Consider the following 12,141-nt stretch of genomic DNA (forward strand, 5'->3'; position numbering starts at 1 on the left):
TGCAAATTGGTTTGAACAATTTATGCTCGGTGCATCCAGAATTTTGCCGGAACGAAATTTTTGAAGTATGCCGCGAGGGCAGCAGGCGTTAGGAGGCCGTTTTCGGTCAATATGCCGATCCCCGGCGCGAGCGCGATTTCTTCAAAATAAAAATTGTGAAGCAACACGTTTGCCGGCGCGTGCGGCCAGATTTCGTCAGGCAAATGCCCGGCTTCCTCCTGCAGGTGAAGGCGGGAGGGCCAGCATTTGTTTGTTTGTGAAACAATGAACACCGGTTTGCCGTGCTGCCCGGCCAAATTCACCAGGCTGGCAGTACCGATTTTGTTCACGAAGACATTTTCGGAGATGCGATCAGCGCCGAGCAGAACGCCATCAACCGCAGCAATGAAGCGACCGCGTGCATCATCAACAAAAAAGTGAACCATGATGCCGGCTTGGGCCAGCCGTTCCGCCATGCGCCGGCCTTCGTTCATGGGGCGCGCTTCGCTGATAAAAACTTCCAACGAGGCGTTTGCGGTTTGCGCATGTTGCAGCGCGGCCGCAACAGCGCTGCTGTAGCTATGCGTCATCACGCGCCGCCAGGAGGAAATGGCCTGGCTGGCATGTTGCGCCATCAAGCTCTCCCGGGAAGGAGCATGCGCCAACTCTTCATCGAGAATTTTGAGAATCTCGTTTCGGGGTTGCGCAGGTTCGCCGCATTCCAGCGCCAACGCCAGGCGATTGCAGAGATTATACAACGGCGCCATCATGCTTTGCGCTTGCAGCAGGCCGTGCAGCCAATGCGGCCAATCGCGCAGCGCCTCGGGGCCCTCGGCCAAACTGGCGAAGTGATCGCGCAACGTTCGCACTGCGCGCACATAAATTTCACCAGCGCCGGAACGGTTGTCGGCGGCTAGGGATCGCCAGGCAGCAAAAACATCACTTGAAATGCGCGCCGGGGAATACATAACAGAAAAGAATGCACTTTGATTTATCGAATAGAAAAATTAATTTTCTCATATGATAAAAATCACCGGGTTCATCTGGCGTTGGGAAATCGTTGACAAACTCGCTATGAAAAAAAATAAACGCAAAGTCGAACCGCTTCCGGAGCAGTTCAAAAGCTTTGAAGCGCTTGCAGATTTTTGGGACAGGCCTGATTTAACGGACTACGAGAATCAACTTGAAGACGTCCGTTATGCGATTTCCCCAAACCCAAACGTCAATTCGTCGTCACCTTGTCCGACGAATTGACGCAAGCCATGAAACGAGCCGTACAACGCGAGGGGGTCTCCATGCAGACGCTGGTCAATCTCTGGGTGCAAGAGCGTCTCCAGCGCTATTCACCCACTTCTTGATGAATCCTTTTCGCTGGCGCGGCACGCAACAAGTCAAGAAACCATTCAAACAAAAAAAGGAGAAAGCCAGCTTCACTTTCTCCTTTACTCCCGCCTCAAAGCGAACAGGCCGGCTCACATCACCGAGCGCGCCAAATCTTGAAATGCTTCCATCCAGCGCGCCGGCGCAATGCCGAGCTGAATTGTTCCAAAAATCGCGATGATCAATGCCAGGCCCACGGCCGGCAGCCGTTCGAGCGCCAGCTCTTCTCCCGCGGTCTCGGATTTCTGCATAAACATGACCACGACAACGCCGAGATAGTAGTACAGGCTGATCATCGAATTGATCACCCCGAGAATCACCAGCCAGATGTAACCGGATTGCACCGCGGCCGAAAACACATAAAATTTGCTCATGAAGCCGGCGGTAATCGGAATGCCGGCGAGCGAGAACATGAAAATCGCCATGGCCACCGCGGCAAACGGGCGATAGAACGCCAGGCCGCGATAATCGCTGATATTCACCAACTCATGCTCGGTCTTTGAGAGAAACGCGACAACGCCGAATGCGCCGATGTTCATAAAGGTATAGCTCAACAAATAATACAGCACCGCCGAACTGCCCAATTCATTATTTGCCAGCACGCCGATCAAAATGTAACCCGCATGGGCAATCGAAGAATAGGCCAGCATGCGTTTGATATTTTCCTGGCGCAAGGCGACAATGTTGCCGACCGTCATGGTGGCGACGGCGACGATCCAGAAAATGTGCTGCCAGTTCACCTGACTCATCATGCCGGAAGAAATCACCACGCGCAGCAACGCCGCAAACGCTGCGGCTTTTGAACCGGTGGCCATGAAGGCGGAGACCGGCGTGGGCGCGCCCTGATAAACATCCGGCGCCCAGGTGTGAAACGGCGCGAGCGCAATCTTGAAGCCGAAGCCGGCCACCATCAACGCCAAACCGGCGGTGAGCAACGGCGTTTCGAGCAGGTTGCGTGTTTTAACGGCCTCTGCCAGCGCATTCAAGCTGGCGCTGCCCACGCTGCCGTAAACCAAGGCAATGCCGTACAGCAGAAAGCCGCTGGCAAATGCGCCCAATAGAAAGTATTTGAAGGAAGCTTCGATGCTTTTTTTGTCGGTGCGGCGGAAACCTGCCAGAACATAAAGCGAAATGGAGAGCGTTTCCAGGCCGAGAAAAAGCGTGAGCAAGTGCCCGCTGGCCGCCATCAGCGCCATGCCCACGGTTGCAAAAATGATGAGTGCAAAAAACTCGCTGGCCAGCGTCGAAGTGTTTTCCAGCGCATTAATCGAGAGCAACAGCGTCAGGCTGGCGGCAATGACAAACAAACAGATGAATCCGTTGGAAAACTTATCGACGCTGATCATGCCGTGAAACAGGCTGACGGATTCATTCCAGTTTTGCACCGCGTAAAAAACGGCTACGCCGAAACCAAACAACACCACTGCTGCCAGGGTCTCGCGATACATGCGCGGAAACAACATGCCGAGAATCAGCACAATAAATCCGGTCACCGTCAAGCTGAGAATGGGCGCGAGATTAAAAATAATTTGAGCTATCGTCAGCGAGTCGTTCATCATATCAACGTCATGTTATGAATCACACCAATTCATTCCTGCGCCAGCGCCGCCGGAGGGGGCGGGTCAATGGCAAAATCCAACGGCGCCAGGCCGGGGGCATCGTTCACTTTCGCAGCGCGATAATTGACGGTTCGAATAAGCGCGTCAACCGAGGTTTCCATCTTGGCGAGAAACGGCTGCGCCCAGACGCCGATGAGCAGCATCATGACGGTCACCGGCACCAGCACGGCAATCTCCCGTTTGGAAAGATCGGCGAGGTGTTTGTTTTCTTCTTTGTCGAGCTTGCCGAACATCACGCGCTGGAACATCCACAGCATGTAAACCGCGGCGAAGATCACACCGGTGGCGGCAAGCGCGGCATAAATTTTATTCGCGGCAAAGGCGCCGAGTAAAACCAAAAACTCGCCGATGAAACCATTCAAGCCCGGCAGGCCGATCGAGGCCAGCGTTGCGATCATAAAGAAGGTGGTAAAAATCGGGATCTGGCGCGCCAGTCCGCCGAAATCGGAAATCTCGCGCGTGTGGCGGCGCTCGTAAATCATGCCGACGATTAAGAACAGCGCGCCGGTGGACAACCCGTGATTCACCATTTGAATCAGCCCGCCCTGCAAGCCCTGCGGCGTGAGGGTGAAAATGCCGAGCATGACGAAGCCGAGATGACTCACGGAAGAGTATGCGACCAGCTTCTTGATGTCGGGCTGCACCATCGCGACCCACGCGCCGTAAATGATGCCGATGATCGCGAGTACGGAGATTAACGGCGTAAATAGCAGCGTGGCATTCGGAAAGAGCGGCAAACAAAAACGCAGAAAACCGTAGGTGCCCATTTTCAGCAAGACGCCGGCCAGAATCACCGAGCCGGCCGTGGGCGCTTCCACGTGGGCATCGGGCAGCCAGGTGTGAAACGGGAACATCGGCACTTTGATGGCGAATGACAGCCCGAATGCGAGAAAGAGCCAGAATTGATAATGCTCCGGGAAAAGCAATTCGCGGATTTGCACGAAGTCGAACGTGAGCGTGCCGGTGACTTTGCCATAATAGAAATAGATAAACAAAATGGCCACCAGCATCAACAAGCTGCCGATCATGGTGTAGATGAAGAACTTCACTGCCGCGTAGACCTTGCGCTTTCCGCCCCAAACGCCGATGATGAAATACATCGGGATTAGCATCACTTCCCAGAACACATAAAACAACAGCAAGTCCAGCGCCACGAAGACGCCCACCATGCCGGATTCGAGCATGAGCATGGAAACGAGATAGCCCTTGACGCCGGTTTTAATATCGTTCCACGAGGACAGAATCACCAGCGGCGAGAGAAAGGTGGTGAGCATCACCATCAGCAGGCTAATGCCGTCAATGCCGACATGATAGGTCGCGCGCATCGCCGGAATCCATTCCAGGCGTTCTTCAAATTGAAAGGCAATGCGGGCGTTGTCAAAGTTGAAGAACAACGGCAGGCTTATGACAAAAACCAACAGCGTGACGCCCAGCGTAACGCCGCGCATCAGCCCGGTGTTTTGTTTGGGAATCAAACTGACGATCAGCGCGCCGGCGAGCGGCGTGAAGATCAAGAGAGAGAGAATCGGCAAGCTATCGAACATGAGAATTTTTATTTTGGTCGTATCGCCCTTGCCGGGCGTCCATAATTAAACTATCAAACGTTTAGACATTGCCTGCCGCCGGCACAGACGGCGGCTACTTCATCAATAAATATCCCAACACCAAAATCAAACCCACCATGATGGAGACGGCGTAGTTTTGCACGATGCCGGTTTGCCAGCGCCGCAACACCCCGGCAGCGGAATCAAAAACTTTCGGCACGAAATTCACGAATCCGTCGATGCCTTTCACATCAAAAACTTTCCACAAAAAGGATTCCGAAAAACGGTGAATCGGCCGCACGAACAGGGCGTCATAGATTTCATCCACATAATACTTGCGCGAGAGCAGCATGTAAAGCGCGCGGAAGCGCTGACTCACGCGTCCGGCCAGCGCCGGTTTTTGCAGATACATGTGCCGCGCCAGGAAAATGCCGGCAAGCGCGACCGCCACCGATAGCGCCATCAACATCAGTTCCAACGAAAGACTGCCGGCGGCATGGGCTTCCGCTGCGCGATGCCGCGCAAACACCGGATCGAGAAAATGTTCAATTTGATTGAAAACGTGCGGAATGCCGATATAGCCGCCGGCGATCGCGAGCACCGCCAGGATCATCAACGGCACGGTCATCACTTTCGGGGATTCGTGGATGTGATTCATGACTTCCGGCGCCACGCGCGAATGGCCGTAGAACGTCAGGAAGATCATGCGGAACATGTAGAATGCGGTAAGGCCCGCGGTTGCCAGAGCAATGACATAAAACACCACGGAGCCGTGCGGGTTGCTGAACGTCTTCCACAAAATTTCATCTTTGGAAAAGAAGCCGGAAAAGCCGGGAATGCCGGCAATCGCCAGCCCCGCGATGAGAAAGGTCACATGGGTTACGGGCATATGCTTCTTGAGATCGCCCATTTTCATGATGTTGGTTTCGCCGCCCAGGCCGTGCATCACGCTGCCGGCGCCCAGGAAGAGCAGGGCCTTGAAAAAGGCATGCGTGACAAGATGAAAAATGCCCGCAGCGAATGCGCCCACGCCGCACGCGAGAAACATATAGCCAAGCTGGCTGACGGTGGAATAGGCCAGCACTTTTTTGATGTCGGTGGCGGTGAGCGCCATGGTTCCGGCAAACGCCGCGGTGGCGAGGCCAACGATCGCAACGACTTCGAGCGCCAGCGCCGACTGCATGAACAACACGCTGCAACGCGCCACCATGTAGACGCCGGCAGTGACCATCGTGGCCGCGTGAATCAAGGCGGAAACCGGCGTCGGGCCGGCCATCGCGTCAGGCAGCCAAACATAAAGCGGAATCTGCGCGGATTTACCCGTGGCGCCGACAAAAAGCAGGAGGCAAATAGCGGTTACCACGCCGGCGGACAGCAGTTCACCGTTTGCCGTGACGCCCTGGCCGGCGAGCGTAAAAACTTTTTCGAAATCCAGCGAGCCGAAGATCACAAAAATGAGAAAGAGGCCGAGCAAAAACCCGAAATCGCCGATGCGATTGACGATGAACGCTTTGCTGCCGGCTTGCGCGCAGGTCATGCCGGTGGTTTTATCGAAAATTTGATCGTAATAGAACCCGATCAGCAGATAGGAACACAAGCCCACACCCTCCCAGCCCACGAACATCACGAGAAAATTACTGCCCATGACGAGCAGCAACATGGCAAAAGTGAAGAGATTGAGAAACGCGAAGAAACGCGCAAACCCGCGGTCGCCGTGCATGTAGCCGACGGAGTAAACATGAATGAGAAATCCCACGCCGGTGACGACCAACACCATGGTAATCGACAGGGCATCGAGGCGCAATCCGATATCAACGCTAAAACTGCCGGCTGCCATCCATTGATAGAGAGATTGCGTAAACAGGCGGGATTCAGGCGCGAGACTGATAAGATCGAAGAACGCAAACAGCCCGGCAATAAAACTCGCGAGCACGACGCCGGCGCCAACAAAACTGACGCCTTTTTCGCCGAGCCGCGGCCCCAACAGGCCGTTGATTGCGAAGCCAAGCAGGGGAAAAAACGGAATCAGCCAAAGATAGTTCTGCATCACCATTTCATCAGATTCAGTTCATCAACAAACACCGTTCCTCGCAGCCGAAAAATTGCCACCATCAAAGCAAGCCCGACGGCCACTTCCGCAGCCGCGACGACCATTACGAAGAAGACGAAAATTTGGCCTTCAATACTGCCATAATGCGCGGCAAACGCAACGAACGTGACGTTCACGGCATTGAGCATCAACTCGATCGACATGAAGATGACGATGGCATTGCGCCGCAGCAGAACGCCGGCCACGCCGATGGCGAACAAAATGGCGCTGAGGATCAAATAATGTGAAAGAGGCATGATGAATGATTTCTTGTCACACAGCCAGACACACAAATCAAATCAGGTTTTTCTTGGCCAGCACCACGGCGCCGATCATCGCGGCCAACAGCAGCAGCGAGGCCACTTCGAACGGCAACAAATAGGTGGTAAACAATGCTCTGCCGATTTCCGGCGTGCTGCCGGCAAAGCCGGCATTCAGTCCGGCGAGCGTGTTGCCGGCCGCCGGCGCGCCGTTGGCCGAGGTGTAATAAGCCGCGCCGATCAAGGCGCTGATTTCGAGCAGAAGCGCCGCAACCAATGCAATGCCGACGAAGCGGCGGGTGATTTTGCGGGCTTCACGCGCCGGATCGCGCTTCAAATTCAACAGCATGATGACGAACAGAAACAGCACCATAATCGCGCCGGCATAAACGATGATATGCACCGCGGCAACGAAAGGCGCATTCAGCAGCACGAAAAAGCCGGCCAGCGCAAACAAGGTGACAATCAAAAAAATGGCGCTATAAACCGGGTTGCGATGCAGCACCATTGCCAGCGCGGAAACCACCGCCAACACGGCGAACGCATAGAATAGGATTTCTTGCACAGTGATGATCGAATTTATGAAATGATGGGGGACACCTTCCTCAGATTTCGGAGGCTCTCTTGGGGAGTCCAGCATGGGGGTCAGGTATGATGCGCGTTACTCCTGCCTGATCACGAAGCCAATTCGCTTACAACTTGTGCGACTCCCGCAGCCACATAAGCCCAAAAATCAACGTCCTTGCCGCTAAAACATGCATCCGTATCATTAAGTAAAGCGTTGGGCAATATACACTCTTTGCCTAAAAAGTCAAGCGGATTTTCCCTGCACATGGCGTCGCGGAGTAGATATGCTTGCTTCATGATCAGTCATCATTAGAGTTTTTAAGATCAATTCTGTGCTTTTTCGGCAAATATTTTTAAACCGTGAATTAACGCTGATATTTTTATTCGCGTCAATTCGCGCTTATTCGCGGTTGACTTGTTTGGTTCCGGCTCGTTCGGGTTATGATAGCGTTTGCCATGAATTTGTTTTGCACCAAGCGTCACGCTGTGATATATTGCTGCGTCCCCTTGAGAAAGAACCCGCTAAACCGGAGTCAACATGGCAACCCTGCGCCCCTCACCGCTGCTGCTGCCGCAAGCCGCGCATGCAGCTCAAATCGCCTGCCCGCCGTATGATGTGGTCACCACTGCCGAAGCGCGGCAAATCGCGGCCGGCAACCCGGCTTGTTTTCTGCACGTCGTGCGCCCGGAAATTGACTTGCCGGAGACGATTGATCCTTACGATCCTCTCGTCTATCAAAAAGCCCGTGAGAACTTTACTCGCTTTCAAGCAGAAAAACTCTTCGTCCAAAGTTCCGGGCCGCAACTTTTGATCTATCGTTTGAAGACGCAGGCGCATGAACAAACCGGCGTGGTGGGTTGTTGCAGCGTCGATGACTATGACAACGAATTGATTTGCAAGCATGAAAAAACCAAGCCGGACAAGGAAAACGACCGCGTGCAACACATGCTCGCGCTGGCAGCGCATCCCGAAGCGGTGTTGATCGCTTATCGCGGCCGCGATGAAATCAACGCGCTAGTAGAAGCCGAATGCCGCAAACCACCGCTATTCGATTTTCGCGCGGACGACGGTGTGCAACACACGGTTTGGCAGGTTGGCGATCCGGCCGCGTTTGTGTGGGCATTTCAAACCGTGCCGCGGCTGTACATTGCTGACGGCCATCATCGTTCCGCGGGCGCAAGCCGAGTGCGGGCGCATTGGTGTGAACAGAATTCCAATCATACCGTTGTGGAAGAATACAATTTTTTCCCGGCCACACTTTTTCCCGCCGAACAACTCCGGATTTTGCCTTACAATCGCGTCGTGCGGAGATTGCCGGATTGGCAGCCGCAAAACTTTTTGCACGCGTTGCGCCGTGACTTTTTGTTAACAAACAATGCGCCTCCCTCGCCTTTGCGCAAAGGCGAGATCAGCTTGTATGTTAATGGAAGCTGGCATGGGCTTTCTCTCAAATCTGTAACACAGCGAGTGGCCACCGCGGGGCTTGATGTGACGCGGCTGCAAGAGCAGATTCTCGCGCCTTATTTTGGCATTCACTATCAACGCACGGATCCGCGTGTCGATTTTGTGGGCGGCGCGCGCGGTGTTGAGACGCTAAAGCAGTTGGTTGATTCCGGCGAAGCGCAGATGGCCATCAGCCTTTATCCCACGAGTCTTGATGAGCTGTTCGCGGTTTCCGATGCCGGCGAGTTGATGCCGCCGAAATCGACGTGGTTCGAGCCCAAGCTGCGCTCGGGATTGTTCGTGCATCCGTTTTAATAAGTGTAGGATTGCAGCAAAATTTTCGTGCTCAGGAGAAGCGAAATGTTTCGTTTGATGATTGGAGGCGCCGGGGCGTTGTTGTTGCTGACAACCAGCCTGCATGCGCAAGAGGCTGTGTTCAGCGATGATTTCAACCGGCCGATTCTCAACTCGCAAAAATGGGTATTCGGCAAGCATGCCGGCAATCTCTCTGCCATTGAAAACGGAGAATTGCATTTGCGTTCTTCCGGCCGCACCAGCGGCTGGATGTACACGCGCGAAAAATTCTCGCTGCAGAATAGAATCGTTCAAATAAAAGTTGCACAGCCCAACGGCGACGGCGCGCTGGGCATTTCGCCGACCGCAAACAGCGCCTCGGCCATTGCTTTTTCCGAAGAGCCGAACAGTTACCGCTTCTACACCTACCGTTCGTCGCGCGATTCTCCTTACAAGCTTTTTGTCCGCTGGAGCAAAAACCGCCAGGTCGGCGGACGGGAAGTCGCCGAAGACGTGACGCTTTCCGGTGTTTGTTATTTGCGCATGCGGCTCACCTCCGAAACGATTCATTTTGAATATTCTTTTGACGGGGAAGTTTGGGAAACGGCGTACGCCGAAATTTTTTCGTTGCCCAATCTGAAACCCGCAGATCCGTATTATGTCGAACTAGCCGCGGATTACACCGAAGTCAACGGCGAGTGGGTCGTTGATGATTTTGTGATACAAAACGCAAGCACAGCCACAACCGTGCGCGAGCAAATCGTATTGGACGATCCTCTGCAAAATAACACGCTGGGCGCGCGCAGCGGCGGCCAATTCACCGCCAACGGCTGGAAAGTCACCGGTCCGGAAGACATGATTGTCTACGATCTCGGCAGATACCTCGAGAACGGCGCGCTTACCATTCAACTCAACAATTTCAAGCCGGGCGAACAAAACGCCGTTGAGCGCCATCACGTGCTGAGCATGTTCCGCAATCCCTGGGGCGATCACAACATCGTAGAAAATCAGGAAACGTTGTGGGACTTGCATACCGGCTTCAATTACAAACCCGGCGTGAAAATGCTTTCGTTCACTGATAATTCAAATGAACAAAGCACGATCGTTTGGGATGATTGGGAACTCGAACGAACCTATTACGTCACGGTCATTTGGCAGGGCAAGCAATTGCAGTACTTCCGCAACGGCAAGCTCGCGGCAACGCACACCCACGCGAGCCCAATGCAGTTGCGCTATCTTTTTCTCGGGCGCGACCGCACGGTGAGCGGTGATTTTCAAACCAATTTCAAGGGCAATCAATACCCCTCGATGATCGGGCCGGTTTATTCCAACCTCATTGTGAAGGAATTTTTGCCGCCGGAAAAATCTTTGCCGCCGGCGCCGGCTGAAATCGTAACACAAAGCATTTACGCCAACGCCGCGCGCTTGCACTGGAGCACAAATGCCCCCGCGATCTGTTATGTTGAATACGGGACGACTGCAGCCTTTGGCAATCAGACCGCGATTCTAGGGCCTCCCGCACAAACATTCAGCACAACCCTGGCCGGGCTTGCGCCGAATCAATCCTATCATTACCGCATTGTTGCGCTCGATGAAGAGGGTAACCGTTCTGTTTCAACAAAACAGACTTTTACGACGCTGGCAAACAGCCTGTATCTTTTCAAAGCCAGCGCAGATGCCTCGGTTGAAGCTTCCGGCATTTTTGGCGTCACGCGCAATCACGGCAATTATGGCGGCGTCAATTTGCTTGCCGCCAGCGGCTGGGAATCTTATTTGCGATTTCAAGTCGAGGGTGTGCAGGGAACGATTGCCTCTGCCACGTTGCGCTTGCACGGCCGGCAATCCGGCCGAAGCGGCGGCAATCTTCATCTCCTGCAGCAGAATTGGAATGAGCATGACGTCACGTGGCTGACGAAACCCGCGGTCACCACGCCGCCCATTGGCCGGTTGAGCGCAGTGCAGGCCGGGCAATGGCATGCGTTCGAGGTGGAATCCGTGATGACGGGCAATGGTATATTCAATTTTGCCTTGATCGGCGCAGGCGAGAAACCGGTTTCATTCGATGCGCGCGAATCGCTCAATCACCAACCGGAGTTGATTGTGGCCACGGAGGAGGCTGCCGCAACCTCGCCGCCTGTTATAAGCAATCTCGCCGGCGGCACTGTCACGTCATCGACTGCGCTTGTCCGCTGGGACACCGACGCGCCTGCCAGCGCGCAGATCGAGTTCGGCCTGGATCCGGAGTACAGTCACAAAACCGCAGAAGAGAAAGATTTCAGCCGCAAACATTTTGTGACGCTGCATGATTTGCTGCCTTCCAAGAAATATTTTCTCCGCGCCGTCGCGCGTGACATCAAAGGCCGCGTGACGCGCTCGCCAGGAATCGTGTTGAACACGCCGCCGGATAGCGCCGGGCAAGTCGCATTGTTTGATGTCCATGAGATTTATCTGACCGCGGCAAACGCCGGCGAGAATCCCTACCTCAACGGGCCAGCAGTGACCCTCACCTTCACCGGAGTTTCCGGCCCGGCGAAAGGCAAGACGATTGCCGTCGAAGGATTTTGGGATGGCGATCAGACTTTTTGCGCACGCTTTGCGCCCATCGCCGCGGGCAAATGGGTTTGGAGTTCCAAGTCGAATGACGCCGGCTTAAACGCCAAACAAGGCCAGTTGCTTTGCAGCGGCGCGTTGCCGCCCTCACACATTTCCGCGCGCGGTCACGTACACCAGGCCGTCACCTCGTTGCGCACGCTGGCGCACAGCGCAGGCGGGCCGTTTTTTCTTGCCGGCGACATGCAACCTTCTTTTCGCACGCAAGCTTTGTCGACCCGGAATGATTTTGAATCATACCTCTCAGCACGCGCGCAGCAAGGCTTCAATTTTTTTTATGGCATGAGTTACTCGGCTTCAGGCGGTGAGGCACAAGCGGGCGAACTCAACGCGGCATTTTACGAAGGTGATTCGA

At 54.4% G+C, this 12,141-nt stretch carries 10 protein-coding genes; 3 read left to right on the forward strand and 7 right to left on the reverse strand.

Features of this window, described 5'->3' with window-relative positions; genetic code table 11:
* Positions 1-20 precede the first annotated feature (20 nt).
* Positions 21-947, reverse strand: a complete 927-nt coding sequence (locus tag FBQ85_05505; protein MDL1874616.1) for a hypothetical protein — start codon at positions 945-947, stop codon at positions 21-23.
* A 52-nt stretch (positions 948-999) separates the two neighbouring features.
* On the opposite strand from FBQ85_05505, the gene FBQ85_05510 reads away from it, so the two are divergent.
* On the forward strand, positions 1,000-1,233 hold the full coding sequence (locus FBQ85_05510) for a hypothetical protein (GenBank protein ID MDL1874617.1): 234 nt from the start codon (positions 1,000-1,002) through the stop codon (positions 1,231-1,233).
* Positions 1,234-1,451: 218 nt separating this feature from the next.
* Here the strand turns inward: FBQ85_05510 and FBQ85_05515 are convergent, their stop codons facing one another.
* The 6 genes from FBQ85_05515 to FBQ85_05540 form a co-directional block, all read right to left on the reverse strand.
* On the reverse strand, positions 1,452-2,918 hold the full coding sequence (locus FBQ85_05515; GenBank protein MDL1874618.1) for an NADH-quinone oxidoreductase subunit N: 1,467 nt from the start codon (positions 2,916-2,918) through the stop codon (positions 1,452-1,454).
* A 29-nt stretch (positions 2,919-2,947) separates the two neighbouring features.
* The gene (locus FBQ85_05520) at positions 2,948-4,522 is read right to left on the reverse strand and encodes an NADH-quinone oxidoreductase subunit M (GenBank protein ID MDL1874619.1); all 1,575 of its coding nucleotides are present in this window, start codon (positions 4,520-4,522) and stop codon (positions 2,948-2,950) included.
* Positions 4,523-4,616: 94 nt separating this feature from the next.
* Positions 4,617-6,569: an NADH-quinone oxidoreductase subunit L gene (gene nuoL, locus FBQ85_05525; protein ID MDL1874620.1), complete on the reverse strand. Its 1,953-nt coding sequence runs from the start codon at positions 6,567-6,569 to the stop codon at positions 4,617-4,619.
* The gene (gene nuoK / locus FBQ85_05530) at positions 6,569-6,871 is read right to left on the reverse strand and encodes an NADH-quinone oxidoreductase subunit NuoK (GenBank protein MDL1874621.1); all 303 of its coding nucleotides are present in this window, start codon (positions 6,869-6,871) and stop codon (positions 6,569-6,571) included. Before nuoK ends, nuoL begins: the two co-directional genes overlap by 1 nt.
* A 34-nt stretch (positions 6,872-6,905) precedes the next feature.
* Positions 6,906-7,442 (reverse strand): NADH-quinone oxidoreductase subunit J, encoded by a 537-nt coding sequence (locus FBQ85_05535; GenBank protein ID MDL1874622.1) that lies wholly within the window; start codon positions 7,440-7,442, stop codon positions 6,906-6,908.
* Positions 7,443-7,546: 104 nt separating this feature from the next.
* Positions 7,547-7,735, reverse strand: a complete 189-nt coding sequence (locus tag FBQ85_05540; protein MDL1874623.1) for a hypothetical protein — start codon at positions 7,733-7,735, stop codon at positions 7,547-7,549.
* Between the two features lie 241 nt (positions 7,736-7,976).
* On the opposite strand from FBQ85_05540, the gene FBQ85_05545 reads away from it, so the two are divergent.
* Positions 7,977-9,197, forward strand: a complete 1,221-nt coding sequence (locus FBQ85_05545; protein MDL1874624.1) for a DUF1015 domain-containing protein — start codon at positions 7,977-7,979, stop codon at positions 9,195-9,197.
* A 45-nt stretch (positions 9,198-9,242) separates the two neighbouring features.
* Positions 9,243-12,141 (forward strand): DNRLRE domain-containing protein (locus tag FBQ85_05550; GenBank protein ID MDL1874625.1); only part of this gene is annotated, 2,899 nt, incomplete at its 3' end.

Source organism: Cytophagia bacterium CHB2 (genome assembly GCA_030263535.1).
In the GTDB taxonomy this organism is placed as follows: Bacteria; Zhuqueibacterota; Zhuqueibacteria; order Zhuqueibacterales; family Zhuqueibacteraceae; genus Coneutiohabitans.

What these genes read in the sequence shown, in the direction of transcription:
- FBQ85_05505 (MDL1874616.1), bottom strand. Translation starts at nt 947, where the DNA reads ATGTATTCCCCGGCGCGCATTTCAAGTGATGTTTTTGCTGCCTGGCGA.
- FBQ85_05515 (MDL1874618.1), bottom strand. Translation starts at nt 2,918, where the DNA reads ATGATGAACGACTCGCTGACGATAGCTCAAATTATTTTTAATCTCGCG.
- nuoL (MDL1874620.1), bottom strand. Translation starts at nt 6,569, where the DNA reads ATGCAGAACTATCTTTGGCTGATTCCGTTTTTTCCCCTGCTTGGCTTC.
- FBQ85_05545 (MDL1874624.1), top strand. Translation starts at nt 7,977, where the DNA reads ATGGCAACCCTGCGCCCCTCACCGCTGCTGCTGCCGCAAGCCGCGCAT.
- FBQ85_05520 (MDL1874619.1), bottom strand. Translation starts at nt 4,522, where the DNA reads ATGTTCGATAGCTTGCCGATTCTCTCTCTCTTGATCTTCACGCCGCTC.
- FBQ85_05540 (MDL1874623.1), bottom strand. Translation starts at nt 7,735, where the DNA reads ATGAAGCAAGCATATCTACTCCGCGACGCCATGTGCAGGGAAAATCCG.
- FBQ85_05510 (MDL1874617.1), top strand. Translation starts at nt 1,000, where the DNA reads ATGATAAAAATCACCGGGTTCATCTGGCGTTGGGAAATCGTTGACAAA.